A 23,608-nucleotide genomic window follows, 5' to 3' on the forward strand; every position below is an offset into this window, starting at 1 on the left:
GCCTCAGCGCATCATCGAGTCGGCGTCTGAGGAAGCGCTGACGCACACACCCATCGATCGCCGCGCAACCGACCTCGTAACCGCCGATTCGACTCACCGATGTCGAGCTGTCGACCGAAGCCGAAATCGGCGCATCGTTCGAAGCGGATCGCTGAGGACGACATTCACCCTATGTTTGCCCAGCGTCCAGATCGTCGGGGCCGAAGGCGTCTGGGAGCAGGGTTCGCAGCGGGACGGGTCCGGCTTTGTGGTCGACCTGCAGGTCGGGTCCGCCGTGTTCGTAGAGCAGCTGTCGGCAACGGCCGCAGGGCATCAGGATTTCGCCCCGGGAATCGGTTACGGAGATAGCCAGCAAACGCCCGCCGCCGCCCGCGAATAAGTTACCGATGAGTACACATTCGGCGCACAGGCCTAATCCATATGAGACATTTTCCACATTGCAGCCGCTCACAATTCGGCCGTCGGAACTGAGAGCCGCAGCGCCGACTGGAAACCGTGAGTACGGCGCATAGGCATTGCGCATAACCTGAATTGCTTTGTCGCGCAAGGTTTTCCAGTCGATATCCGACACTGGAACCCCCCTTTCGAGCCGAGCCGCAAATGCCGCGCGAGGGCCACGGCGGAACTCTTTACACATCAAGAAAGGTAAACCTAACTCGCTCGACTGTAGCGCAACGCACCGCACGCTGAATTAGTTCCGCGATTGCGAGGGGATTAGAGTCCAGATCAGATCGGTTCAGGTTCCCGGCGGCGGGCCCCGCGCGAGCCAGATGGAGCAGCAAAGCGCAGCCACCTGGGCATTTATATCCACGTCGCCTACGCCGGACTTGCAACCGGGTCCATCAACGACGTTGGAGGCACCGCACTCTATGACCACGACAGAAGCTCCGGCACAGCCGAAGCGGAAGACGCTGTACCGAGGCGACCCCGGAATGTGGTCCTGGGCGCTGCACCGGATCACCGGTGTCACCATCTTCTTCTTCCTCTTCGTGCACGTCTTGGACACCGCACTGGTTCGGGTCAGCCCCGATACCTACAACCACGCCATCGAGACCTACAAGAACCCCATCGTCGCGCTGATGGAGATGGGTCTTGTCGTCTGTGTGCTGTTCCACGCGCTCAACGGCGTACGCGTGATCCTGGTCGACTTCTGGGGCAAGGGCCCGAGGTACCAGAAGACGATGCTCTGGGTGATTCTCGCCATCTGGTTCCTGCTGGTGGTTCCGGCCGTCGGTCGCCAGTTCTTCTACCTGTTCACGGAGCACTGATAATCATGAGCGCACCTGTTCTCGGTAAGTCTTATGACCGGCCCGCGAGCCTGGATCTGCCCCGCTCGCCGCGTGCCCGCTCCAACAGCAACTTCGAGAAGTACGCGTGGCTGTTCATGCGCTTCTCCGGCCTGCTGCTGATCGTGCTGGTCCTCGGCCACATGACGATCATGCTGCTGCTCGACGGCGGCGTGAAGCGCCTGAACTTCGCCTTCGTCGCGGGCCGCTGGTCCAGCCCGTTCTGGCAGTTCTGGGATCTGACCATGCTCTGGCTGGCCCAGCTGCACGGCGGCAACGGCCTGCGCACCGTGATCGCGGACTACTCGCGCAAGGACTCGACCCGGTTCTGGCTGAACACACTGCTGGCCATCTCGATGATCCTGATCGTGGGCGTCGGCACCTACGTCATCTTCACCTTCGACCCCAACATCAGTTAGGAACAGGCGAACTCCGATGAGTGAGCGCAGCGAACGAATCATCGACACAGCGTGTTTCACACATGCCGGAGCCGAGCGCAGCGAGGTGGAGGCATGAGTGAATCCCGGATTCAGGAGCACCGCTACGACGTCGTCATCGTCGGTGCCGGCGGCGCCGGTATGCGCGCGGCGATCGAGGCCGGTCCCCGGGCCCGCACCGCCGTCCTGACCAAGCTCTACCCGACTCGCAGCCACACCGGCGCGGCCCAGGGCGGCATGTGTGCCGCACTGGCCAACGTCGAAGAAGACAACTGGGAATGGCACACCTTCGACACCGTCAAGGGTGGTGACTACCTGGTCGACCAGGACGCCGCGGAGATCATGGCCAAGGAGGCCATCGATGCCGTGATGGACCTGGAGAAGATGGGTCTGCCGTTCAACCGCACGCCCGAGGGCAAGATCGACCAGCGGCGCTTCGGTGGTCACACCCGCGATCACGGCAAAGCCCCGGTCCGTCGCGCGTGTTACGCCGCCGACCGCACCGGCCACATGATCCTGCAGACGCTGTACCAGAACTGCGTCAAGCACGACGTCGAGTTCTTCAACGAGTTCTACGTGCTCGACCTGGTGCTTTCCGAGACCGATCGCGGTCCGGTGGCGACCGGTGTGGTCGCCTACGAACTGGCCACCGGCGAACTGCACGTCTTCCACGCGAAGTCGATCATCTTCGCCACCGGCGGTTCCGGCCGGATGTACAAGACCACCTCGAACGCGCACACGCTGACCGGTGACGGTATGGCGATCGTGTTCCGCAAGGGTCTGCCGCTGGAGGACATGGAATTCCACCAGTTCCACCCGACAGGTCTGGCCGGTCTGGGCATTCTGATCTCCGAGGCCGTCCGCGGTGAGGGCGGCATCCTGCGCAACGCCAGCGGTGAGCGCTTCATGGAGCGCTACGCCCCCACCATCAAGGACCTCGCGCCGCGTGACATCGTCGCCCGCTCGATGGTGCTCGAGGTGCTCGAGGGCCGCGGCGCCGGGCCGAACAAGGACTACGTCTACATCGATGTGACCCACCTCGGCGAGGACGTCCTCGAGGAGAAGCTGCCCGACATCACCGAATTCGCACGCACCTACCTGGGTGTCGACCCGGTGAAGGAACTGGTGCCGGTCATGCCGACCTGTCACTACGTGATGGGGGGTATCCCGACCCGGATCCGCGGCGAGGTGCTGCGCAACAACACCGATGTGGTGCCCGGCCTGTATGCCGCGGGTGAATGCGCGTGTGTCTCGGTGCACGGCTCCAACCGTCTCGGCACCAACTCGCTGCTCGACATCAATGTCTTCGGCCGCCGCTCCGGCATCGCCGCCGCGGAGTACGCCCAGCGCAGCGAGTTCGTCGACATGCCGGAGAACCCGGCGCAGATGGTGCAGAATTGGCTGGCCATGCTGCTCTCGGAGCACGGCAACGAGCGCGTCGCGGATATCCGCACCGAACTGCAGTACACGATGGATATGAACGCCGCGGTGTTCCGCACCGAGGACACCCTCAAGCAGGCGCTCACCGATATCCACGCGCTCAAGGAGCGCTACACCCGAATCACGGTGCAGGACAAGGGCAAGCGCTACAACAGCGACTTGCTCGAGGCCGTCGAGCTCGGCTTCCTGCTGGAACTGGCCGAGGTCACCGTGGTTGGCGCGCTGAACCGCAAGGAATCGCGTGGCGGCCACGCCCGCGAGGACTACCCGGACCGCGATGACGTGAACTTCATGCGGCACACGATGGCCTACAAGGAGGGTGCGGAACTCATCTCCGAAATCCGTCTCGACTTCAAGCCGGTGGTGCAGACCCGCTACGAGCCGATGGAGCGTAAGTACTGATGACTGCCGTACTCGAAACACCCCCGCAGAAGGCCGCACCGGTTCCCGAGGGCTCGGTCATGGTCGACGTCAAGATCGCCCGGTTCAACCCGGAGGACGGCAAGGGTGCGCACTGGGAGACCTACCAGGTGCCGGTGCTGCCGACCGACCGCTTCCTCAATGTGCTCATCTACATCAAGTCCTACCTGGATGGCACGCTAACCTTCCGCCGCTCCTGCGCGCACGGCGTCTGTGGTTCGGACGCCATGCGGATCAACGGTGTGAACCGGCTGGCCTGCAAGGTGCTGATGAAGGACATGCTGCCCAAGAGCGGCAAGACCCTCACCATCACCGTCGAGCCCATCCGCGGCCTGCCGGTGGAAAAGGACCTCGTGGTCAACATGGAGCCGTTCTTCGACGCGTTCCGTGCCGTGAAGCCCTACCTGATCACCTCGGGTAACGAGCCCACCCGCGAACGCATCCAGAGCCAGGCCGACCGCGCCCGGTTCGACGACACCACAAAGTGCATCCTGTGCGCCTGCTGCACCACCTCCTGCCCGGTGTACTGGAGCGACGGCAGTTACTTCGGCCCGGCCGCGATCGTGAACGCACACCGCTTCATCTTCGACAGCCGCGACGAAGGCGCCCGCGAGCGCCTCGACATCCTCAACGACGTCGAAGGTGTCTGGCGCTGCCGCACGACCTTCAACTGCACCGAGGCCTGCCCCCGCGGCATCGAGGTCACCAAGGCCATCCAGGAAGTCAAGCGCGCACTGCTCTTCGCCCGCTGACCCGAGGCACCCGAAGGCCGCCTGTATCGAAAGATGCCGGCGGCCTTTGTCGTCCGCGCGGTACGCAATAAACGCCGGTACAGATGTGTTCCATGGGGGCATGAGCGAACGAACGGTAAACACAGCCGAGCTCGTGCCGGAATCTCGCGAAAGCGAGGCGCAGGCGTGAACGAACCGAAGGTGGAGGTCGTCGGCGTTCCCGAACGCAGCGCGTACGAGATCCGACTCGACGGCACGATCGTCGGCGAAGAGTTGTACTTCGATGACGGAGCACATCGTGTCTTCTATGCGACCGAGGTCGATCCGGTATTCGGTGGCCGGGGCTTGGGCAGCATTCTGATCCGCGACGCACTCGCGGACTCCGTGGCGAGCGGCCGCCGGATCGTAGCGGTTTGCCCGTTCGTGGTGCGCTGGGTCACCAGGCACGACGACTTCGCGGCAAACATCGATGAGCCGACATCCGCACTGCTGCAACGCATTCCGGTGCTACCCCGCTGAACGCACTACGCGCCGGACCCGTGCAGCGGTGCGGCGCTGGCCCACCCGTCCCCCGCGACCACCACATGATCGAGAAAGCGCAGGCCGACGGTGCGGGCGGATTCCATGAGCAGGGTGGTCGCGCGACGGTCGTCGAAGCTGGGCACGGGATCACCGGAGGGATGGTTGTGGACGACCGCGAAGGCACGCCCGTCGTGGCGCAGCACGGTATTCAGAATTTCACGGACCGGAACGGCCACCTGATCTATCGCGCCCTCGGCAACGAATACCTTGCGCCGCAAGCGATTCTGCGCATCGCACACCAGCACCAGCAACCGTTCTACCCGGGCGCCGGTGAACAGCGGCAGCGCCACCCGGAAGACATCGGCGGCGCCGTCCAGACGCGGTGTGGTTTCCGGAATGTTGCGGGCCCTGGTGCCGAGGTGGAAGGCCGCGATGATGGCCGCGGCCTTGGCATCCCCAACACCGGCGTGCCGCGATAGTTCCTCCGGCCGCGCGGCCGCCAAACCGGCGATGCCGCCGTACTCGACGATCAGTTCGGCGGCCATATCCAGGGCGCTTTCACCCCGACGGCCCTGACGCAGTAGCACGGCGAGCAACTCGCGGTCGCTGAGCGCGTGTGGGCCCAGCGTGAGCAGCCGTTCCCGTGGTCGTTGACTGGATGGCAATTTGGCGATGGGTACCGACATCAATCCCCCTCGAATGCGGTTCGATCTCCGCATCATGCCAGCCCCCACCGACACTCGGCGGTGCTGGCGGCCAAGGTCTGCCTGCCGCGTTCGCCCGGTTGACTGGGTTCCGTTCGACGCCTGCGCGTTCCGGCCGGTCCCACCGACCAGCCGCCCGCATATCCCGACGGTGACCGGCCTACCGAAGTTGGTGGTCGTCTCCGCCACCGACGATCCGGTCACGCCGTACCAGGGCGCGACGAATCTCGCCCATGCGCTGGGCACCACCTTGCTCACTTATGAAGGCATCCAACACGGTTCGTTCCTGGACGGCATCAAAGGCGTCGACGAACCGGTCCTGAAGTACCTGATCGAGCTGACCTCGCCGCAGGACGGGCTGTGCTGCCCGACTCGGTATGCGGCGGTCCGATCACCCGTCGACAACCGCGATTTCGGGTGCGCGTAAGGTAGTCAGCACGCCCGCGGCCAACCGCTCCAGATGGTGAAGTTGCCGCTCGTGCACCACGATTCGGCGCAGCGCCTCGTTGATGGTGGCGTTGCTCGTCGACGTGCCCATGATGGCGGCCGCGGCGGCGAGCAGTTTCTGGTCGAGATCGATCCGCACGGATTTCATGCGCCCTCCTTCGTACATTCGCCATATTGCTTTATCGGCTCGCTCATGTCTGGCAAATTGGGCACAACGTCGGAATTCACTGCTGCGGTGACCGTCGCACCGGCCGTGGATTCGGTCTCGATCACGGTTCATGGAAGTCGTCGACAACATCGTTATCCTCGCCGTGCCCGCGGCCATGGACGCGCATCTGGATACGGTCATGTTCTGGGCGACACTCGCCTTCTCGCTGGTGCTCGCATCCGTACTCACCACGCCGGTCGACAACGGATGATCGGCCGCGACAAGGGCCATGCGGTGGTGCACGAATTGTTCGGCAACGACTGATCAGCTCGCCCCGGCAGGAGCCGGTCTACTGCCGGTAATCACGCGAGAGAGCCCGCCCAGCTATGCAGTTTGCGCAGCTGGGTGAGCTTTTGTTGTCGCAACGGCCCAGCGGTGCTTGCATCGAGGTATGTTCACCGAAGCTCAGCTGTACTCGCCGGTGACCCGATCCGGCGATGGCGATGTCACGGTGCACCTGAGCGACGAGCACCCCGGCGTGCACGATCCGGATTACCGCGCCCGCCGCAATGCGATCGCCGCGATGGCGCTGGATTACGCACCGGGTAGACCCCTGCCGCATATCGACTACACCGATGCCGAACAAGAAGTGTGGCGCATCGTGTCCGCGGAATTGGCCCGCAAACACCAGAAATACGCCGCCACCGAGGTGCTCGCGGCCGCGGCGCGGCTCGGTTTGCCGAGCGATCACATTCCACAGCTCGATGAGGTCTGCGCGGCATTGACTCCGCTGACCGGATTCCGCTACGTGCCCGCCGCGGGCCTGGTGCCGCTGCGCGAATTCTTCGGCTCCTTCGCCGACCGGACCTTCCACTCCACCCAGTACATCCGACATCACTCGGCCCCGCTGTACACCCCCGAACCCGATGCCATCCACGAGATCATCGGGCACGCCAACCAGATCGCCGCCCCGCGCTTCGCCGCGATCTACGAGGCGGTCGGGGCAGCCGTTGCCCGATTGACCACCGAGACGGCGCTGAAGTTCCTCGCCGATGTCTTCTGGTTCTCCATGGAGTTCGGCGTGGTTCGGGAGAAGGGCGAAATCCGTTGCTACGGGGCCGGATTGCTGTCCTCCTACGGCGAGATCGAGGAGTTCCGGCACGCCGAGCTGCGACCGCTGGACGTGGCGGCGATGGGTAGCGCCGTCTACGACATCACGCACTACCAACCGATCCTCTATTGCGCACAGTCGATTTCGGAGATCGAAGATGTGATCGGCGGCTTCTTCGCCACGATGGACGACGATTCCCCGAATCGCGCGCTGCGCGCCACCGAAAATGTGACACATCATCGTTTAAACTCGAAAGTTGCTGGAACACATTAGAGTTCGGCGAATTCACCCACTCCGCTGATCCGCCGCGACAACTGGACAACCGACTGCTAGCCTGCCTCCGATCCGATCTCTTCGAAGGGGCCAGAGCCGAGATGACAGTTGATACAACCGATTCCACAGCCGAGACGACGCCGCTGTGGCTTCAGGGCCGGGATGCGGTAGTCGCCGCGACGCCCGCCGAGCATTGGCGCAATGACGCGCCCGACTACCACCTGACCAACGAAACCGTGCCGCGCGAGCGCACCACCGATCACGCCACGGGCTCGCTCGAGGCCGTCGTCGAGGATCTGGTGCGGGTCTTCGAGATGGAGGTTTCACACAAGAAGGATCCGGCGACCTGGGTTTCGCTGGTGGCCGAGCACTACCGGGGCCGGGTCAACGGCGGAACGTGGCAGGACGCCGAGGAATTCGCGCGGATCGGCAGCTACAACATCCTGATCGGCGACAACCCGTACTACGAGGTCGAGCAGGAGACCTTCGAGTCCTCGCACCACATCTTCCACACCGCCTTCCCGGGCGGCTTGTTCTGGGAGGTGCTCGAGGTGCTGGCCGGACCGCCCGCGGTCACCTTCCGCTGGCGGCACTGGGGACGCTACGAGGGCGAATACAAGGGTCATCAGCCCACCGGTGCTTTGATCGAGATGTTCGGCATGACGATCGCCAGGGTCAGCGACGACCTGCGCATTCTCGAACTCGAGCACTTCTACGACAACAATCAGTTGCTCGGTCCATTGGCGCACGGCTGCCCGGTTACCAAGCCCGCCTAGGATTTTCGACCGCTCGGCAGCGCTACTGCTTGCCGAGCGGTAACCCTGCCTCCAGGAAATCCAGGGCGCGATCGAGGTTCTCAGCATTGAGCGGTGTGAGCGGCGCGATGCCCAGCGCGATGCCCGCCACGGCGCCGGCGGTCACGCGTATCTCGAAGTCGTCCGCATCCCGACCCATCTGCTCGGCGAGCAGACCCGCCATCAGATCGATGCCACGTTGCATTTCCAATCCGATGGCCGCACGCAGCTCGGGCACGTGATATACCAGCGCCTGGCGCTCCTGCTCGAATGCCAGCTCGGCAGCGGGCAGGTTCGCGAACACTGCTGCCAGCGCATTGCGGAATGCGGTCAGCGGCGGGATGTCGTGTGGCTGGGCTCGTATCGCATCGATCATCAGCGGATCGAGATCGTCGGCCAGCACCAGCTGTTCCTTGGTCGGAAAGTAGCGGAAGAAGGTGCTGGGCGATACCTCGGCCGCCGCGGCGATCTGCTCGATGGTGGTCTCGGCGTAACCCTGCTCACGGAACAGCCGGAACGCTTCTTCGCGAATCGTCCGGCGGGTCCGTTCCTTCTTCCGTTCACGCAGACTCTGCGCGGCCGTCCCGTTCACGGGCAGTTCAACCGACATGTTTCGATTGTGGCCCATCGACCGCCACCAGCGCCTCCGGTGTCGCATCCGGACGTTGTGGTGCGGCTGTGGACCGCCGGGGCAGCACCCGCAGCGCGAGCGGCACCGCCACCGCGCAGATGGCCGCGCACACCCACAGCATCGCGCTCATCCCGCCGATGAACGCCGATTGCACCTGCTCCAGCATGCCCACATTGCCGGTTGACTTCGCGACCGCCACACCGGCGTTCACACTGTCGCGAATCGGGTCGACATTCAGCGCTCCGAGTTCGGAGCGATACACGGTGGCCAGAACGGTGCCGAGCAACGCCACCGCGATGGTGCCCGCCGCCTGACGCAGCGCCTGCACCAACGCCGAGCCGACACCCGCGCGGGCCACCTCGAGATCGTCCAGCGCGACCGCCATGCCGACCGGCAGCCCGAGGCCCATGCCCGCGCCGGTCAATCCGACCCACAGGGCCACGAACCAGTACGGGGTCCCCAGTTCGGTCAGCCCGCCCAGGCCCATGCCGACGGCCAACACCATCAGGCCGAGTGCCACCATGAGCGCCGGGCCGAGTTTCGGCTGCCACCGATCCCCCAGCCGCGATCCGACCAGCAGTCCGGCGATCATCGGCAGTAGCCGTACCCCGCTGCCGAGCGCGTCGACGCCGAGGACCGCCTGGTAGTACTGCGGCACGGTGAAGAACAGGCCGAATAAGCCGAAGGTGATGATCACGGTGAATGCCGCGCCCCAGCGGAAACCGGGGCTGCGGAACAGGCCCAGATCGATCAGCGGGAAGCTCGCACGCCGCTGCCACACGATGAATACCGCGACGATCGTCGCGCCGCCGAGCAGCGCAGCCCAGCCGAGTCCGTCGTCCCAGCCCTTATCACCGAGCCGGATGAATCCGTAGGTGACCCCGAGCATGCCCAGGATCGATAGCGCGATGCCGGGCAGATCCATCGGCTGCTGGTCCGGGTTCCGCGACTCCGGTACCAGGGCCGCGACGGCCGCCGCACCGAGTACCACCATCGGGACATTGATCAGGAATACCGAACCCCACCAGAAGTTATCGATCAGCCAGCCACCCAGGATCGGACCGAGCGGCAGTCCGAGTGCGGTCGAGGTGATCCAGATATTCATGGCCTTGGCCCGCTGGACCGAATCCGGGAAAAGCACCGGCAGCACCGCCATCGACAGCGGCATCATGACCGCGGCCGCGACGCCGAGGACCACGCGGGCCGCGATGAGTTGACCGGCGGTGGTGGCGAAGGCGCAGGCCAGCGAGGCCGCGCCGAACAGCACCAGCGCACCGAGCAGTAACTTTTTGCGGCCGTACCGGTCGCCGAGCGCGCCCGCGGGCAGCATCACGGCCGCGAGCGCCAGTGTGTAGGCCGTGCTGAACCACTGCAGCGCGCCGGTATTCGCGTTCAGGTCCACCGCGAGAGTAGGCAGCGCGACGGTCAGCACCGTCATATCCAGGCCGATGGTCAGCATTGCCAAGGCCAGCGCCCCCAGCGCCAACCAGGGGCGAGTCGATTCTGTGTGCATAACCCCTCCAAAAATGAAAGTCACATCTTTTTGATAGTAACTCTCATTTAGTAGTTAATGTCAATACCTGCCCATTCGTGTCTCTGCCCGGCCCTGCGCGCGACCGATCAGTAGGCTCGCAGCCGATGAACACCCGGGACCTTCGCCTCCTCGTCGCCGTCTGCCTTGGTTCTGCGCTGACCATCGCGGCCGTCACCTGGGGCCCTGCCACGACCGTTTCGCATGCGACACCGTCGAGCAACACCACGACGACGCCGTTCACCACCCCGAATACCGACAGCTGCCCGCAGAAGACGAAGCCGCCCAACCCGATCGACGAATCCGAGGTCCCCGAACCCGGACAGCCGACGCCGACACCGCTGACCGTGCCGATACCACCGGTCGGCGGTTCACGTCTGGGTGAATGTGGTGTCGTCATCCCGCGCGGCGCACCGCCGGTGCCGCAGGACATCTCCGCCACGGCCTGGCAGGTCACCGATCTCGATACCGGTGAGGTGCTCGCCGCCAAGGATCCACACGGACGCTACCGGCCCGCCAGCACGATCAAGGTGCTGCTCGCGACCGTCGCACTGCGCAACCTCGACCTGAACAAGACCGTCACCGGAACACAGGAGGACGCGAATGCCGACGGCACCCGCGTGGGTATCGGTTCGGGCGGCCGTTACACCAACCGACAGCTCATGCAGGCACTGGTCATGGCGTCGGGCAACGATGCCGCGCACGCCATCGCGGCGCAACTCGGCGGTGACGCCGGTGCCGTGCAGAAGATGAACGAACTGGCGAAGTCGTTGTACGCCTTGGATACTCGCACCGCCAGCCCATCCGGCCTGGACGGCCCCGGCATGAGCACCTCGGCCTACGACCTGACGGTGCTGTTCCGCGAGGCGATGACAATTCCCTTGTTCGCCGAACTCATCCATACCGAGCAGGTCGACTTTCCCGGCTATCCCAAGGACCCGAAAAACCCTGACGACAAAGATCATCCGGGCTTCCCGATCGCCAACGACAACCGTCTGCTCTACGACTACGACGGTGCGCTCGGCGGCAAGACCGGTTACACCGACGACGCCAGGCAGACCTTCGTCGCCGCCGCCCAACGCGACGGCCGCAGACTCGCCGTGACGCTGCTGAAAGCCGATGTGCTGCCGCTGCGTCCATGGGAACAGGCCGCGCGTCTGCTCGATTACGGTTTCGCGCTGCCGAAGGGCGCCACCGTCGGCAAGCTGCCCGAAGCCAAGTCCGAATCCACGAAAGCCACTGCGGGACTAGCCTCTCCACCACAAGAGGACACCGACCACGAGGCGCAGCCCGCCGATGAATCCGATAGCCACGCGGTCCCCCGCACGCTACTGCTGGTAGGCGGCGCCCTCCTGGTCCTCGCGCTCTTGCTCGGAGCCCGCCGCGCCAACCGCCGGCGACGACAGCACTGAAGCCGTAGCCCCAAGCACTCGCACGACGTGCGCGACCGGAGCCGCGAGCGCACCCACGCATAGCCAACCACGACAGTATCGATCGAGAAGCCAGCGCTTATATCACCGTGGGGCCAGGCGGCGATTTCGGTCTCGAGCTCAGTCGCCGATGCAGGGCTGCGAACTGGCTCAGTTGTTGAGCGGCCCGCGGCAGTCGCCACGGATGTATACCGGATTCGCGGCCGGTCGAGCAGAGCACCCGCCGGCACCGACAGCGCCCGGTATCTGGCAGTGGATCAGGGGAGCGGCTGTGCCATGCGGGTGATTTCGCGGCGAATCGCGGCCTGGTCGCAGGGGGTGATGTGGAATTCGTTGTATTGGTGGCGGTAGTGGTAGCGGCCGTCGCCGTCGATATCGAACCAGTTCAGATATTCGGGTGCGGCGGGATGTGAATCACGTAGGCCGCGAAGGGTTTCCACGGTTCCGGAACCGGAGCGTGGGGCACGCAGCAGGCGATAGATCCGGTCGGACGCTGTCTCTTTGATGCCGGTCCAGGACTCGAGATTGTCGACCAGGCGTTCGACATCCTCGACCACGGCCGGATGCCGTCCGGGCGGCACGTCGCCGAGCACCGCCGTGAACACGGCGGGCACGATCGCGGCGGTACCGACCTCGAGCACGACATTGCCGCCGAATTCGGCGGTGGGGCCCGGCCGTTGTACCAGGGTGACACCGATATCGGCATCGATCGCACCGAACGCGCGCAGCGGACGCCGCCGAGTTCCGGTGAGCGTCAATGCGATTCGCGGATCCGCTGCCACGCGCAAGGCCGCCGAGAGGTCCGGGTTCGCGTGCAGTGGCATGCGGCGGTTCAATTCGCGTGTGAGCTGGTCGAATTCGTCCTCCCAGCGCACCGAGGCGATCAGGCGCAACGGAAAGGGGTAGCGATCCGACTGCGTTTCGCGCCAGATGTGCATGAACTCATCGGGGGTGAACTCGAACTTCACCTGCGCTCACCGCTCGGGTGGGCCGGTTGCGCCGAGGGCGCGTCGGCCCCGATCGACTGGGGAACCGCCGGATCATCCGGGCCGACCAATTCTTCGTACTGGCCGATCAGGTAATCGGGGACCTTGCGGCTCGACTCGTCCTCCCCCGATTTACGCCCCGCGCCGGGCGCCGACATGCCCGACATACCGTTGCGGCCGCTGCTGGCCGCGCTGGTCGCTGCGGTGGAAACCATTGCCGCGCTGGGGCTTCCGGTGGTCGGCACGCCGGTGACGCTGCGTCCCGGACTCGGTGTGGTGCTGCTGCCGAAGCCAGATGTGCCGCCCGGTCCGGATGTGCCGAGGCCACCCGGCTGCCCCGAGGGCGTCTGGGTGGTGGTTGTCGCGGCGGGCGAGGTGGCGGTGGTGCTCGCGGTCGTAGTCGGGGACTGTGTCTGTTGTCCGGCAGTGGAATTCGAGTCGAGTCCTGTGGGGTTCACCGTGCCCTGATCGGTCCCCGGTGTCCCCGATCCGTTCGACTCGCCGTTGCTACCACCGGTGTTACCGGTGCCCGATCCGGTGGTGCCGCCAGTGCCGCCACTGCCGCCCCCGCTACCGCCACTCGGCCCGGTAACGCCCTCGGCGCCCCCGCCGCCCGGCGACGTGACCGGCACGAATGTCGGGACTCCGGACCCGGCGGGACCGTAGGACGGTTTGTAGTTGTTGTTCATGGTGTCGATCGCCGTGCGATGCAGGGCCTCGATACCGCGCTGATAGGCGAGCTCCTGGCTGTCACCGGCCCCGACAAGTCCCGCACCGACCGCGGAAATAATCACCTGCGCGGGGTCCAGTGAGTTCGCCGAACCCCTGCTCCCTTGTGCCGCGGACGGCGGCGGCACCGTCATCTTCACCACTTCGGCAGCCGACGCCACGCCTTTGATCCGGTGCCCGCAGGCATTGATCACCTGCTCGACATCACTTGCCTGCCGATAGAAGCTCTGCGCCGCAGCGAGAGCCGCATCGGCCATAACCCCCTCGATGCCCGATGCCAACGCCTTCTGAATCGCGAGATTCGCGCCGAACAACCCACCGCTCAGCGCGGTGGCGATGCTGATCCAGGTATCGGCCTGATGATGCATGATGCCCGGACTCATCTGCTGGGCGTGGGTGTAGATCTCCTCGTGAGTGATGCCCTCGAACTGCTCCATCCGAGTGATGTACGCCGGATCCTGGCCGTTGGCGGAAATCTTCGTCCCGTACTGCTCCGCGCCCTGCTGCTGACCGCGCGCAAGCGTGCTCGGCTGGGTGGTGTCCGGCTTGCGGCTCGAATCGAATGCACCGAGCGCCGAGGGAACATTATTGATGTCGAGAGGGCCGGTCATCGTCAGTTGTCCTTGCCGATCTCCGGTTCGATGGTGGAGGCGATGTCGGTGATGCCGTCGCAGGGGTCGGTATCCTGCGGAGCCCGAGGGGTCAGGTATGCGGAGATCTGCACGAATCCCACCTTCGTACGCAGATCGACCTGACAGCCGCGATGGACCTCTGGATCACGGACGAGGAGAGCTTCGCGGCCGTTCACGGTGATCGGCTGACTGTAGGAACCGACCTTCGCGAGATCTTCCGCCCAAGTTGCGTTACCGGAATCCAGACTCAGATCGCGCAGTTGGGAGGAGAAGCTGCAGACCAGGAAGCTGTACTCGGCGACTAGATCTCTACCGCGCTTACGTGAGGCCGGATCGAACCCAGCCCTTTGAATGGCTTGGTCGCTGACCCATGTACACGGGTCGAAGACGATCTTGGGACGTCCCGTGATGGAAGTGTATTTGTTGTCCTGCGAGGGCGGCTGGAGTTTGGGGTCGGTGAGCGTTGGCCGCGCTGATTGCGTGCCCGTGGACGAGGTGCTGGCCTGATCTGAGTTGGCAGTGGGCTGTGTCGGGTCGTTTTTCGTCGTACAACCCGCGGCCAGCAGGGTGGCGGTCATTACCAGCAGTGCCAGCGCAGAATTCCGTACTGTCGTCATCGCCCCCGTACCTCCGAGATGGCGGTATTGATCGACTGCGCGTACATCACGTCGGCTTCCTCCACCAGTTGACCGGCTCGTAGATAGGCCGCCGCCATCTTTAACGCCGCTTCTCTCATCCCTTCGAGAGCCTCCGTCATCTTCACCGCTTTGCCGGAAAATCCGCTTTGAAGCTCCTGAGCGGACTCGAATCCACCAAAACCTTCATGACTGCGCACACTGCGCGACGCGATGATCTGTGGTTCGAGTGTCTTCTCAACGAACCTCGTATAGACCTCGGCGCACCGTTGCGCGGCGTCGGCCTCCATCCGAAACGTTCCCCCACTGGCCTGTTGATACAGCGCGTTCGCGGCCGACTGCCCCACTTCCATCGACTGCCCCTCCCTCGCGGTCCGTGCGCTTATTGTACTGGACGCGTGAGACGGTCAATCGGTTCCATTGGGACATAACGACAGTCTCAATGGTTTTGATCCTGCCGGTTCGGACCACATATGCCGCGCTCAGCGTGAACACTCACACGAAGCCGCCTGCATGTACCGGGCTCGCGGTGGGGCGAGCGGACTGATGGACAGGCACACACCAACGCTGATCTGGTTCGCGAATCCGCCGCTGGATGCAATTCTTCCTGGGGTTATGCCCTGATTGCATGACGATTCGCAATGCCACCTCCATATGGGATGGCGGTGTGGTCTGCTGACGCGAACAGTGAAACCTGAAGGGAGGCGGGCAATGTCGGAGGACGGATCGACGCTGGCACGGCGGCAGCTGGGGAAGTATCTGCGGGATGGACGGGAGGGGTGCGGCCTCACGTTGGCACAGGCGGCGACGTTGATCGAGCGCAGCGGCAGCACGTTGCAGCGGATCGAGAAGGGCACAGTAGCGCATCTGCGCGATGTGGACCTCGACGCACTGTGCAAGATCTACAGTTTCGATGCGGACCACACGGCCGCAATGAAAGGGCTTGCGATACAAGGCAATGAGCTGAGCTGGTGGTACGAGTTCGGCGACGTCATGCCGACAAACTTCGACTTCTTTGTCGGGCTGGAGGCTTCGGCACAGCGGCTTACGACCTATGAGCCCGAACTCGTGCCCGGGTTGTTGCAGACACCGGCATACGCGAGTGTGCTCATCCGATCCGTCTACCCGGACGATGGCCCCGAGGAGCACGCACGCCGAGTGCAGCTGCGCACACGTCGGCAAACGAGAATCACCCGAAAGCACCAGCCGGCGACACTCAACGTCATCCTGCGAGAGTCGGTCCTCCGGGGGATGATCGGCGGGTCGAAGGTGATGGCGACCCAGATGAGGTATCTCGCCGACATGAGCACACGCTCCAATGTCAGGTTGCAAATCCTCCCGTTCCGCGCGGGGTTTCCCTTGGGGGTCGCGGTTGGTCCATTCGTAATTCTGGAGTTCGGCACGGATAAGCAGGGACAGGCGATCGAGCCTCCGGTGGTGTACACAGAGACGTTCACGGGGAACTTGTATCTGACGAAACCAACCACTATTCAGCGATACCATGAGGCGTACCAGAGCCTCCGGCAAAACGCGATGGATCCCGCCGACAGCCGTGCTCTGCTCAGGCGAATGGCAAAGGAGTACGCGTGAACATTGATCTGACGGGTGCCGACTGGTTCAAGAGCAGTCGCAGCGGGGGCAACGCGAACTGCGTCGAAGTCGCCTTCCTTCCGAACAACCATGTCGGCGTTCGTGATTCGAAGAACCCATCCGGGCCCGCACTCGTATTCACCCCAGCCGAATGGTCAGCCTTCACCGCCGCAACGACTCGCGGAGAGTTCAACCGCTGACGGCCCCGAATCGGCAGCGGGGTAACCCCGAAAGCAGCAGCGCCGCAAACACACCCGCCCCGATCTAGGCGGCGCCGCGGCCTTCCAGCATCAAGCCGCTGTGGCACCCCCAAACAGGAGTTGCGAGCAGGCCACAGGACTGCCCAGTCGAGCCGCGCACCCCGTCACGCCTCGATTGACAAGTCGGCGGGGCGGGACAGAGGTCGGAACGGGCTATCAGAGCTCGGAAGCGATACCGTCCGAGCTTGAATTCGTTGATTGCCAACCTGATTGCTTACCGGATACACAGATGTATATATGGCCCGCCCCGATACGGTGAACTGGGCTGTGATCGCCGATCAGACATGTGGTCCCGCCGTTTTCCGGCACGAAGCCGGTTGCCGACAACCTGATACGTTTGTGGGAACCTGCGGCGTCGGAGCAGGCACGAGATGATCGGGGGGTTGGGGCGGAATGGCTGAGGACACCGAAGAGTTGGCCACGCGGATCAAACGGATCAACGAGGCGACCGAGCGGGTGCGGGGGCGTGCCCAGTCTGCGGACGGCACCGTGTACATCGAAACCGATGCCCGCGGGGCGATTACGGATCTGCGGCTCGCGCCCCATGCTGTGGAGCATGGAATGAGCCGACTGGCCATGCTCATCGCCGATCGGCATCGGGCGGCGTATACGAATGCCGAAGCCGAGGCTCAGCAGGTGTTCACGGAGGTGTCGGCGGAGTACCGGCACGTGGATAGCGGATCCGGCGACACGCGGGACGAACAACGTACGATCCAGAACTCGGAGCCAGCCGCGCTGCCGACGTATGTCCCAACACATCTCCGTGGCGACAACGGCACTCGCCGCGGTGCGTATGACGGCCACGATTACGTCATTTGAGGTCGAGGAATGTTCGAGATCGATCCGGTGCGAGTTCGTGAACTCGCCAACAAAGTGCGCGGACACTCGACCACCATTGCGGGTAAGGCACCAGTGGCCGTTCCCGTCCGCGATGAGGCCCGAGCCGGAGCGAGGGAATCGCTGGCACTGACTCGGGCCGAGGAGACGCTGAAAGCTCTTGATGGAGTGCTGAAGTTCCATGCAGCACGGTTCAGCGGAATCGGGGATCTCGCGGAGAAAGCAGCGAACGAGTTCGAGGAATTGGACCGGCAGCACGCCACAAAACTCGATCAGGCCGGGCCGCGATGAGCGAATCGGAACCGCTGACGATCTCGCAGGTACTTGCATGGAATCTCAACCCAGCCGACAACCTGGCTGTAGCCCTGAGTCGAGCAGCCGAGGAAATCGAAGCGGAAGTCGAAGCCGCCGCCGGCGCGCTCGCTGGCTCGTATGCGTACTTCAACAGCGAGTCCGGCGAATCCGCTCGCCAGCGTGCCCAGGACGATCACAAAGACGCGCTCACCACCGTCGATATCTACCAAGAACTTTCAGGGGTCATCGCTTCCACGACAGCGGTGTTCGAGGGCATGATCCTCCTGATTCGAGCGGCGATCAAGGAGATAGAAGACTCCGAATGGGACCTGTTCTATAAGGATGACGGCACAGTGATGTCGAGGAAGTCCAATTGGGAGTGGATGAAGAAGTACTGGTGGTCTCCGGGCACTGCTATCGTGCACAAGGAGCTCGAGGAGGCCAGGCTCGCCGGAGGACTGCGCGCGGCCTTGAACCGAATTCAGGAAGCGGACCTGATAGCAGAGGGGACGATTCAAGGTTTGCTCGAGAAGGTCCCGAATTCGGCTCGACAGGCCCTCATCGCCGTACCCACCGATACCGAGCTGGCGAAGATTCTCACCAACTATCAAACCGACGCCACCAAGGAAACCGTGGTGTGGCCCAGCGGCTGGCTCCTCGACACCGTACGCAGCTGGGACCCGACCTTCAAAGCAGGAGCGATGCCGCGAGAGGAAGCCACTGCGCTGGAAAACCTGATCGCCCGGAAGGGGCTCCTCGGCCTCAAGGAGTTCTACGACATCAAAACGGAAGCGGAGCAGGCCGCCACGGGCCAATTCTCTGGATTTAATTTGGAAGAGCATACGAACGTGCTTGCCGACGGACACGGCGACGCTTTCCGGCACGCCTATTGGAACGCGCGGATGACCCAAGATTTCGGCGAAGAATGGACCCAAACATACACAACAGCGCACGAAAAGACCGGCGGGAATCCTCCAGCTCGCGAAGCGATGGATCTGTACAACAACCAACTCGGACGCAGCATAGCTTTAGATAATCCCGACGCCAGCCCCGATCAGTTGCAGGCCAAGATCTCGGAAGCCATTCAGAATGGGCAGGCAGTCGTGCTCAAAACGCCGGACGGTCAATCTCAACCGCAGATAACCTGGAGCAATCGGGTGGCCGTCGCTGACACAAATATCCAATCCGGAGTAGGGCTTCCGCTACCCGGGAAGCGATGAGGAATAATATGAGAATTCGATATTTTGCCCTCGTCGCAGTAGTGATGCCGATGATGAGCGGGTGCTTCGGGAAGGTACCGCCATCCGCCGAGGAAGTATGTGGCTCCAACATCTTCAACTTCCACGGCAACGATCAGCCGCTCGGAGCTGGTCGGCGTCTCGAGGAAGAGATCCGTAATGCGGCCGCCGCCGGTGCCCCGACCACCCTTGGCGATATCACCCGCAGTGCCGGGTGGTCGGATAACTGGGACCGGATGATCGAGGTATATCCAGATGAGAAGGTCGATCGATTGAATTCGGACGCACAGACCGACCTGCCCGAGCCCTGCTGGAAGGGACTGCCACGGCGTAGAGACTGGGATGACCCTTCGGTGGGCTACTATCTCTTTCTCTCGAACGGAAAACCTGTTCAGGCCGTGGAATGGGATAGCTACGAGCAACCCCCGCTGAGTCGGCACCGCAAGATATCCCCACTCACGCCGCTATCTGCGCTGATTGTCGACAAGGATGGCGACCTCGTACCCGCTGGTTGACATCGAACTTTCCACCCGACGACGAAATATGGCCTCGGATAACGGAATTGAAGTCCTCCGGCACACTGTAAGGAATGGTGCTCCTGCGCACGTTTTCGCCCCGCGCACGAAATCGCGGGGCGAAAACCTGCGCGGCGCGAATCTGACCCCCGGTATGCGTCTGCTCCCTGCACTCGGGCTGGCGGCAATCCTGCTCCTGCCCGCCGGCTGCGATCTGTCGTCGGCCGACGAAAAAGTCATCGTCGAACAAGAGAGTCCAGCTCTGGCGGAAGCATTCGAACGTGTTCGGAACTCTCACGGCACAGCTCGACTCGGGGACCTCATTACCGAATCCGGGATTCCGGTGAGTTCATGGGACCGGATGTACAGCTTCTCGTCCGCCACAAAGGAAAGCCTCAACGATGCTCTCGGGACGAAGGGATTGGACTGGTGGGGTCTCCCTTTTATGTCCGACTCTCTCATACAAGTATTCGTCAATAATGGCAAAGTCGTGTACGCATACAGTGACCGCAATCCACGGTACACGGCTTATCGGGGCGCAATACCAGAGTCTGAGGTGAAAGCCGTGGAACGACCGGCAGTGGGAACAACGGAAAGCGACACCTATTGGAGCATCCAAATCGAAGAGTTCGCGAAATAGGGTATACGCAATGCAGGGCGGTCCGCGTCGCGCACCCGACACCGATTGGAAGATTGGAAGCAGGACGGAGTGGCATAGTGCGCGGACAGCAGTCTCGGGCCGACGATAATCTCTCATGGCGTATGCCCACTCGACGGAAGGCCTTGATCATCTCTATTCGGCTCCGAATATAATAGCAGTGGTCGCAGGTGTGTTCGTTTTGACATCGTGTAGCACAAGGGAATTAGTTGCGCCAACCGCCGAGTCGAGTTCGCCAGTAGCAGCGACAGCGAGCCCGGTAGCATGCACCAGCACAATGATCACCGACTCGAGGAAACCAGATGAGAAATACCTGACGGCGAAAATTGCTAGAATAAAGTTTCCTACGGGAACCTGCTTGTTCATGGTGACAACGGGCACTGCACGAGAAAAACCGGACACAATGCACATTACCGTCCATCTCGACGTGGCGGCCTCGACAAGCCCAGACGATCTACGTCCGGTCGCTACTGATATCGCACACCTTCTCAAGAAAACCGAAATCGGACAGCGTACTTCGGTCGTGGACATCAACAACTGGGGTACCGCGAGGCCGAAGTACCGAACACTGCTAACCGATGAGAATTTCCAAGAACACCCGTGGAACGGCGTTCCATCCAAGGAAGCCGAGAGGACGATCTGGAAGATCGTGGATCCATAATTATGGGGACGGCGATCAGGCTCATCCGTAAATATCTTCGAGAATCGAACAGTTGCGGAGTGATTGTCGATGGCTAGAGATTTGAACGTAGACCTCGGCTCCTCGAAGACGTTTCCAAGGTTTAGCTGAATGAAGTGGCGCTAGAATTGGGTAAGACAGCTGCAAATATCGACGAGTTGAAATACACGGTCGTACAGTTCGGGCCCCTGCGCGGCGTGCGAATTTGTGCGCGGAACTGAGAGCAGTGACCGCGTTCAGCGGCGGCGCAATCCTGAAAGGACTAGCGCTGCAAGCGCTCCCACGCCGAAGGAAGCGGCGGCGGTACCCATCGAGACGCTGGGGGCACTCGCGCGGGGTTTGATTACGGCGGGGGCGGGTGGGGGGATTTCGGCTTCGATCTCGTTTTCGGATGCTGTTGCGGCCCAAGCGGTTGCGAACAGGATGATGCGATAGGTGGTGTAGGTGAACACCATCAGGCCGATGATCGATCCGAATACCGCGCCCGCGGGGCTGTGTAGCACGATCTGCAGGTAGAACGACGCGACGTATTTGAAGAGTTCGAAGACCACTGCGGCGATCGCCGCGGCTCGGGCGGCACTTCGCAACGTGACCGGCTCGCGGGGCAGGCGCGCGATCATCCAGACGAAGACCGCCCACGAAGCGAGGAAGCCGAGCAGTATCGAAATGAGGACCAGGAGCAGCCGGGCGCCGGGCAACTCCGACAGGCGGAAAGTGGTCAGCAGTCGCGCGCCGAGGGTGCTCGATGCCAGCGTGGACAGGCCGATCGAGACCACGAAGGCCAAGCCGAGCCCGATCAATGCACCGAGGTCGGAGAGTTTGCTGAGGAACCAATTGCCTTCGGGGGTCGTCTGTTCCCACTGTTCGGTCAGTGCCGCCCGCAGATTCGCCATCCAGCCGAGTCCGGTGTAGACACCGACGAGCAGACCGAGCGTGCCGACCGTGCCGCGCGATCGGACCGCCTGATCGATCAGATCATTGAGCTGGCCGCCGAGTGATCCCGGAATGTTCTCGATGATCTTGTTCCGCAGTTCGGTGAGCATTTCCGGATCGCCCGACAGCACGGAACCCGCGATCGCGAAGGCGACCATCAACATCGGAAACAGCGACAGCACCGTGAAATACGTGATCCCGGCCGCGTAGTAATCACCGCGTTGCCGCTGATAGTTTCCGCCCGCGCGGATCAGGTGATCCAGCCATGGTCGCGACTGGATCCGCCGTTCGAACGCCGCCTTGATGTTGTCGATCACCTGCACCTGTCACGCCCCTTCAACAGAGACCGCGGTGTTGATCCGCAAGCGGTCGGTACCGGTATTCCCCGGCTAGTGGGCCAAAAACCCCACCCGGTCGTAAACCTGCGCCAGCGTGTTGCCCGCGATCTCACGCGCCCGCTCGGCACCAGCGGCGAGAATGCGGTCGAGTTCACCCTGATCCGCCAGGTACTCTTGCACCTTTACCTGCAGCGGGGTGACAAATTCGACAAGCGCGTCGGCGACGTCGGACTTCAGATCGCCGTAACCCTTACCGGCATAGTCGCCTTCCAGCGTGACGATCGGGGTGCCACTCAGTGAACTCAGGATCACCAGCAGATTGCTGACACCCGCCTTGATCTCCGGGTCGTAGCGGATTTCGCGCTCGTTATCGGTGACCGCGGAGCGAATCTTCTTGGCGGAGACCTTCGGATCGTCGAGCAAGTTGATCAGACCGGCATCGGTGGAGGCCGACTTACTCATCTTCGATGTCGGATCCTGCAGGTCGTAGATCTTCGCGGTGCCCTTGACGATATGCGCCTCCGGCACCACGAAGGTCTTCTTGAACCGAGTGTTGAAGCGCTGAGCCAGATTTCGGGTCAACTCCAGATGCTGACGCTGATCCTCGCCGACCGGCACCTGATGCGCGCGGTAGAGCAGGATGTCGGCGGCCATCAGCACCGGATAGGTGAACAGTCCCACGCTGGCGTTATCCGCACCCTGTTTGACCGACTTGTCCTTGAACTGGGTCATCCGGCTGGCCTCGCCGAATCCGGTGATGCAGCTGAGCACCCACGTCAGCTCGGCATGCTCGGGCACCTGGCTCTGCACGAAGAGGGTGGAACGCTTGGGGTCGATACCGAGCGCGAGCAACTGGGCGGCCGCGGCCTTGGTACGCCGGCGCAGTTCCTTCGGATCCTGCGACACGGTGATCGCGTGCATATCCGGGATGAAGTACAGCGCGTCGTAATCGTCCTGCATCGTCACCCAGTACTGCAGCGCCCCAAGGTAGTTGCCGAGATGGAAGGACGCGCTGGTGGGCTGGATCCCGGACAGCACCCGCTGTTTGCGTTCAGCGGCCGGGTTCGTCTGAGCAGGACTGGACATATCCCGATCTTCGCATGTGGTGTTCGATCGGCGGCGTTCGCGGGTCCTTCCATGGTTACACGCCTCACTACCGCCTCCGGGCCCGTCGCTCGCGCGGTATTCGATCGACGGCGGTCACCGGGCCACTCCGTGGTTTATGCCTCACTTCCGGACCCGTCGCTCGCGACGGCAGCTCACGCGGAATTTCGCGCCGCCCAGTTTCGTGGGTCGAGGCCAGGCATACTCGGACGGCCGGTGCTGTGCAGTTCGCGTTCCCGCTTGGATAACAATTTGTAGACCGGCGCGCTCGGACC

General features: G+C 63.1%; 29 protein-coding genes. 18 read left to right on the top strand and 11 right to left on the bottom strand.

The genetic code is table 11. The features are described from left to right. Positions 1-169: 169 nt before the first annotated feature. Positions 170-571, bottom strand: a complete 402-nt coding sequence (locus ACW2Q0_RS17745) for a cytidine deaminase (RefSeq protein ID WP_457191432.1) — start codon at positions 569-571, stop codon at positions 170-172. Between the two features lie 298 nt (positions 572-869). Between ACW2Q0_RS17745 and sdhC the strand changes: the two genes are divergently transcribed. The 5 genes from sdhC (at position 870) to ACW2Q0_RS17770 (ending at position 4,833) form a co-directional block, all read left to right on the top strand. Continuing rightward, positions 870-1,268, top strand: coding sequence for a succinate dehydrogenase, cytochrome b556 subunit (sdhC, locus tag ACW2Q0_RS17750; protein ID WP_457191434.1), 399 nt, complete (start codon positions 870-872; stop codon positions 1,266-1,268). Between the two features lie 5 nt (positions 1,269-1,273). Continuing rightward, on the top strand, positions 1,274-1,705 hold the full coding sequence (locus ACW2Q0_RS17755) for a succinate dehydrogenase hydrophobic membrane anchor subunit (RefSeq protein WP_457191436.1): 432 nt from the start codon (positions 1,274-1,276) through the stop codon (positions 1,703-1,705). Between the two features lie 93 nt (positions 1,706-1,798). Beyond that, a complete protein-coding gene (sdhA, locus tag ACW2Q0_RS17760; protein WP_457191438.1) occupies positions 1,799-3,565 on the top strand; it encodes a succinate dehydrogenase flavoprotein subunit in 1,767 nt (588 codons plus the stop codon). Beyond that, the gene (locus ACW2Q0_RS17765; RefSeq protein ID WP_457191440.1) at positions 3,565-4,335 is read left to right on the top strand and encodes a succinate dehydrogenase iron-sulfur subunit; all 771 of its coding nucleotides are present in this window, start codon (positions 3,565-3,567) and stop codon (positions 4,333-4,335) included. The genes sdhA and ACW2Q0_RS17765 overlap by 1 nt, the downstream gene beginning before the upstream one ends. A 165-nt stretch (positions 4,336-4,500) precedes the next feature. After that, positions 4,501-4,833, top strand: coding sequence for a GNAT family N-acetyltransferase (locus tag ACW2Q0_RS17770; protein WP_457191442.1), 333 nt, complete (start codon positions 4,501-4,503; stop codon positions 4,831-4,833). A 5-nt stretch (positions 4,834-4,838) separates the two neighbouring features. On the opposite strand, the gene ACW2Q0_RS17775 is transcribed toward ACW2Q0_RS17770, so the two are convergent. Then, positions 4,839-5,522 (bottom strand): JAB domain-containing protein, encoded by a 684-nt coding sequence (locus ACW2Q0_RS17775; protein ID WP_457191444.1) that lies wholly within the window; start codon positions 5,520-5,522, stop codon positions 4,839-4,841. Between the two features lie 34 nt (positions 5,523-5,556). Between ACW2Q0_RS17775 and ACW2Q0_RS17780 the strand changes: the two genes are divergently transcribed. Beyond that, the gene (locus tag ACW2Q0_RS17780) at positions 5,557-5,967 is read left to right on the top strand and encodes an alpha/beta hydrolase (RefSeq protein ID WP_457191446.1); all 411 of its coding nucleotides are present in this window, start codon (positions 5,557-5,559) and stop codon (positions 5,965-5,967) included. On the opposite strand, the gene ACW2Q0_RS17785 is transcribed toward ACW2Q0_RS17780, so the two are convergent. Then, complete coding sequence (locus ACW2Q0_RS17785; protein ID WP_457191448.1) at positions 5,932-6,135, bottom strand: type II toxin-antitoxin system VapB family antitoxin; 204 nt, start codon at positions 6,133-6,135, stop codon at positions 5,932-5,934. The genes ACW2Q0_RS17780 and ACW2Q0_RS17785 overlap by 36 nt on opposite strands. Before the next feature lie 130 nt (positions 6,136-6,265). Here ACW2Q0_RS17785 and ACW2Q0_RS17790 point away from each other — a divergent pair, with 130 nt between their 5' ends. The 3 genes from ACW2Q0_RS17790 (at position 6,266) to ACW2Q0_RS17800 (ending at position 8,295) form a co-directional block, all read left to right on the top strand. Further along, a complete protein-coding gene (locus tag ACW2Q0_RS17790; RefSeq protein WP_457191449.1) occupies positions 6,266-6,406 on the top strand; it encodes a DUF4396 domain-containing protein in 141 nt (46 codons plus the stop codon). Positions 6,407-6,586: 180 nt separating this feature from the next. Continuing rightward, positions 6,587-7,519 carry a phenylalanine 4-monooxygenase gene (locus ACW2Q0_RS17795; protein WP_457191451.1) on the top strand — a complete coding sequence of 311 codons (933 nt, stop codon included), beginning with the start codon at positions 6,587-6,589 and terminating at the stop codon, positions 7,517-7,519. A gap of 101 nt (positions 7,520-7,620) precedes the next feature. Continuing rightward, positions 7,621-8,295: a SnoaL-like polyketide cyclase gene (locus ACW2Q0_RS17800; protein ID WP_457191453.1), complete on the top strand. Its 675-nt coding sequence runs from the start codon at positions 7,621-7,623 to the stop codon at positions 8,293-8,295. 22 nt (positions 8,296-8,317) lie between these two features. Here the strand turns inward: ACW2Q0_RS17800 and ACW2Q0_RS17805 are convergent, their stop codons facing one another. Both ACW2Q0_RS17805 and ACW2Q0_RS17810 read right to left on the bottom strand, forming a co-directional pair. Further along, positions 8,318-8,923 (bottom strand): TetR family transcriptional regulator, encoded by a 606-nt coding sequence (locus tag ACW2Q0_RS17805; protein WP_457191455.1) that lies wholly within the window; start codon positions 8,921-8,923, stop codon positions 8,318-8,320. Further along, positions 8,913-10,457 (bottom strand): MFS transporter, encoded by a 1,545-nt coding sequence (locus ACW2Q0_RS17810; protein WP_457191457.1) that lies wholly within the window; start codon positions 10,455-10,457, stop codon positions 8,913-8,915. Before ACW2Q0_RS17810 ends, ACW2Q0_RS17805 begins: the two co-directional genes overlap by 11 nt. Positions 10,458-10,582: 125 nt before the next feature. Between ACW2Q0_RS17810 and ACW2Q0_RS17815 the strand changes: the two genes are divergently transcribed. After that, a complete protein-coding gene (locus tag ACW2Q0_RS17815) occupies positions 10,583-11,887 on the top strand; it encodes a D-alanyl-D-alanine carboxypeptidase family protein (RefSeq protein ID WP_457191459.1) in 1,305 nt (434 codons plus the stop codon). A gap of 275 nt (positions 11,888-12,162) precedes the next feature. Here the strand turns inward: ACW2Q0_RS17815 and ACW2Q0_RS17820 are convergent, their stop codons facing one another. From ACW2Q0_RS17820 to ACW2Q0_RS17835, 4 genes are read right to left on the bottom strand one after another with little or no spacing between them, the layout of a single operon-like run. Next, positions 12,163-12,873 carry an ESX secretion-associated protein EspG gene (locus ACW2Q0_RS17820; RefSeq protein WP_457191461.1) on the bottom strand — a complete coding sequence of 237 codons (711 nt, stop codon included), beginning with the start codon at positions 12,871-12,873 and terminating at the stop codon, positions 12,163-12,165. Continuing rightward, the gene (locus ACW2Q0_RS17825) at positions 12,870-14,231 is read right to left on the bottom strand and encodes a hypothetical protein (protein ID WP_457191463.1); all 1,362 of its coding nucleotides are present in this window, start codon (positions 14,229-14,231) and stop codon (positions 12,870-12,872) included. Before ACW2Q0_RS17825 ends, ACW2Q0_RS17820 begins: the two co-directional genes overlap by 4 nt. A 2-nt stretch (positions 14,232-14,233) precedes the next feature. Next, positions 14,234-14,869 carry a DUF3558 domain-containing protein gene (locus tag ACW2Q0_RS17830; protein WP_457191465.1) on the bottom strand — a complete coding sequence of 212 codons (636 nt, stop codon included), beginning with the start codon at positions 14,867-14,869 and terminating at the stop codon, positions 14,234-14,236. Further along, the gene (locus ACW2Q0_RS17835) at positions 14,866-15,240 is read right to left on the bottom strand and encodes a hypothetical protein (protein ID WP_457191467.1); all 375 of its coding nucleotides are present in this window, start codon (positions 15,238-15,240) and stop codon (positions 14,866-14,868) included. The genes ACW2Q0_RS17830 and ACW2Q0_RS17835 overlap by 4 nt, the downstream gene beginning before the upstream one ends. 358 nt (positions 15,241-15,598) lie before the next feature. Here ACW2Q0_RS17835 and ACW2Q0_RS17840 point away from each other — a divergent pair, with 358 nt between their 5' ends. The 8 genes from ACW2Q0_RS17840 to ACW2Q0_RS17875 all read left to right on the top strand — a co-directional run bounded on the left by ACW2Q0_RS17840 (position 15,599) and on the right by ACW2Q0_RS17875 (position 20,940). Beyond that, positions 15,599-16,477, top strand: coding sequence for a helix-turn-helix domain-containing protein (locus ACW2Q0_RS17840; protein WP_457191567.1), 879 nt, complete (start codon positions 15,599-15,601; stop codon positions 16,475-16,477). After that, positions 16,474-16,677 carry a DUF397 domain-containing protein gene (locus ACW2Q0_RS17845; protein ID WP_457191469.1) on the top strand — a complete coding sequence of 68 codons (204 nt, stop codon included), beginning with the start codon at positions 16,474-16,476 and terminating at the stop codon, positions 16,675-16,677. Before ACW2Q0_RS17840 ends, ACW2Q0_RS17845 begins: the two co-directional genes overlap by 4 nt. 453 nt (positions 16,678-17,130) lie before the next feature. Further along, positions 17,131-17,556, top strand: coding sequence for a YbaB/EbfC family nucleoid-associated protein (locus ACW2Q0_RS17850; protein WP_457191471.1), 426 nt, complete (start codon positions 17,131-17,133; stop codon positions 17,554-17,556). A gap of 9 nt (positions 17,557-17,565) precedes the next feature. Continuing rightward, entirely contained in the window at positions 17,566-17,865 is a 300-nt protein-coding gene (locus tag ACW2Q0_RS17855) for a hypothetical protein (protein WP_457191473.1), read from the top strand. After that, the gene (locus ACW2Q0_RS17860) at positions 17,862-19,088 is read left to right on the top strand and encodes a DUF6973 domain-containing protein (RefSeq protein WP_457191475.1); all 1,227 of its coding nucleotides are present in this window, start codon (positions 17,862-17,864) and stop codon (positions 19,086-19,088) included. Before ACW2Q0_RS17855 ends, ACW2Q0_RS17860 begins: the two co-directional genes overlap by 4 nt. Next, a complete protein-coding gene (locus tag ACW2Q0_RS17865; RefSeq protein ID WP_457191477.1) occupies positions 19,085-19,621 on the top strand; it encodes a hypothetical protein in 537 nt (178 codons plus the stop codon). The genes ACW2Q0_RS17860 and ACW2Q0_RS17865 overlap by 4 nt, the downstream gene beginning before the upstream one ends. Positions 19,622-19,649: 28 nt before the next feature. Further along, positions 19,650-20,261: a hypothetical protein gene (locus tag ACW2Q0_RS17870; RefSeq protein ID WP_457191479.1), complete on the top strand. Its 612-nt coding sequence runs from the start codon at positions 19,650-19,652 to the stop codon at positions 20,259-20,261. Between the two features lie 295 nt (positions 20,262-20,556). Beyond that, the gene (locus tag ACW2Q0_RS17875; RefSeq protein WP_457191481.1) at positions 20,557-20,940 is read left to right on the top strand and encodes a hypothetical protein; all 384 of its coding nucleotides are present in this window, start codon (positions 20,557-20,559) and stop codon (positions 20,938-20,940) included. A 254-nt stretch (positions 20,941-21,194) separates the two neighbouring features. On the opposite strand, the gene yhjD is transcribed toward ACW2Q0_RS17875, so the two are convergent. Together yhjD and trpS are read right to left on the bottom strand one after the other, a co-directional pair. Next, positions 21,195-22,214 (bottom strand): inner membrane protein YhjD, encoded by a 1,020-nt coding sequence (gene yhjD / locus ACW2Q0_RS17880; RefSeq protein ID WP_457191483.1) that lies wholly within the window; start codon positions 22,212-22,214, stop codon positions 21,195-21,197. A 66-nt stretch (positions 22,215-22,280) separates the two neighbouring features. Beyond that, positions 22,281-23,315 (bottom strand): tryptophan--tRNA ligase, encoded by a 1,035-nt coding sequence (gene trpS, locus ACW2Q0_RS17885; protein ID WP_457191485.1) that lies wholly within the window; start codon positions 23,313-23,315, stop codon positions 22,281-22,283. Positions 23,316-23,608 lie beyond the last annotated feature (293 nt).

This window comes from Nocardia citri, from assembly GCF_054065835.1.

Bases quoted from the DNA above. Each gene is read 5' to 3' on its own strand.
- sdhC (WP_457191434.1), top strand. From the start codon at position 870: ATGACCACGACAGAAGCTCCGGCACAGCCGAAGCGGAAGACGCTGTAC.
- ACW2Q0_RS17755 (WP_457191436.1), top strand. From the start codon at position 1,274: ATGAGCGCACCTGTTCTCGGTAAGTCTTATGACCGGCCCGCGAGCCTG.
- sdhA (WP_457191438.1), top strand. From the start codon at position 1,799: ATGAGTGAATCCCGGATTCAGGAGCACCGCTACGACGTCGTCATCGTC.
- ACW2Q0_RS17765 (WP_457191440.1), top strand. From the start codon at position 3,565: ATGACTGCCGTACTCGAAACACCCCCGCAGAAGGCCGCACCGGTTCCC.
- ACW2Q0_RS17775 (WP_457191444.1), bottom strand. From the start codon at position 5,522: ATGTCGGTACCCATCGCCAAATTGCCATCCAGTCAACGACCACGGGAA.
- ACW2Q0_RS17780 (WP_457191446.1), top strand. From the start codon at position 5,557: ATGCCAGCCCCCACCGACACTCGGCGGTGCTGGCGGCCAAGGTCTGCC.
- ACW2Q0_RS17785 (WP_457191448.1), bottom strand. From the start codon at position 6,135: ATGAAATCCGTGCGGATCGATCTCGACCAGAAACTGCTCGCCGCCGCG.
- ACW2Q0_RS17790 (WP_457191449.1), top strand. From the start codon at position 6,266: ATGGAAGTCGTCGACAACATCGTTATCCTCGCCGTGCCCGCGGCCATG.
- ACW2Q0_RS17795 (WP_457191451.1), top strand. From the start codon at position 6,587: ATGTTCACCGAAGCTCAGCTGTACTCGCCGGTGACCCGATCCGGCGAT.
- ACW2Q0_RS17800 (WP_457191453.1), top strand. From the start codon at position 7,621: ATGACAGTTGATACAACCGATTCCACAGCCGAGACGACGCCGCTGTGG.
- ACW2Q0_RS17805 (WP_457191455.1), bottom strand. From the start codon at position 8,923: ATGTCGGTTGAACTGCCCGTGAACGGGACGGCCGCGCAGAGTCTGCGT.
- ACW2Q0_RS17810 (WP_457191457.1), bottom strand. From the start codon at position 10,457: ATGCACACAGAATCGACTCGCCCCTGGTTGGCGCTGGGGGCGCTGGCC.
- ACW2Q0_RS17815 (WP_457191459.1), top strand. From the start codon at position 10,583: ATGAACACCCGGGACCTTCGCCTCCTCGTCGCCGTCTGCCTTGGTTCT.
- ACW2Q0_RS17825 (WP_457191463.1), bottom strand. From the start codon at position 14,231: ATGACCGGCCCTCTCGACATCAATAATGTTCCCTCGGCGCTCGGTGCA.
- ACW2Q0_RS17830 (WP_457191465.1), bottom strand. From the start codon at position 14,869: ATGACGACAGTACGGAATTCTGCGCTGGCACTGCTGGTAATGACCGCC.
- ACW2Q0_RS17835 (WP_457191467.1), bottom strand. From the start codon at position 15,240: ATGGAAGTGGGGCAGTCGGCCGCGAACGCGCTGTATCAACAGGCCAGT.
- ACW2Q0_RS17840 (WP_457191567.1), top strand. From the start codon at position 15,599: ATGTCGGAGGACGGATCGACGCTGGCACGGCGGCAGCTGGGGAAGTAT.
- ACW2Q0_RS17850 (WP_457191471.1), top strand. From the start codon at position 17,131: ATGGCTGAGGACACCGAAGAGTTGGCCACGCGGATCAAACGGATCAAC.
- ACW2Q0_RS17855 (WP_457191473.1), top strand. From the start codon at position 17,566: ATGTTCGAGATCGATCCGGTGCGAGTTCGTGAACTCGCCAACAAAGTG.
- ACW2Q0_RS17860 (WP_457191475.1), top strand. From the start codon at position 17,862: ATGAGCGAATCGGAACCGCTGACGATCTCGCAGGTACTTGCATGGAAT.
- ACW2Q0_RS17865 (WP_457191477.1), top strand. From the start codon at position 19,085: ATGAGGAATAATATGAGAATTCGATATTTTGCCCTCGTCGCAGTAGTG.
- ACW2Q0_RS17870 (WP_457191479.1), top strand. From the start codon at position 19,650: ATGGCCTCGGATAACGGAATTGAAGTCCTCCGGCACACTGTAAGGAAT.
- ACW2Q0_RS17875 (WP_457191481.1), top strand. From the start codon at position 20,557: ATGATCACCGACTCGAGGAAACCAGATGAGAAATACCTGACGGCGAAA.
- trpS (WP_457191485.1), bottom strand. From the start codon at position 23,315: ATGTCCAGTCCTGCTCAGACGAACCCGGCCGCTGAACGCAAACAGCGG.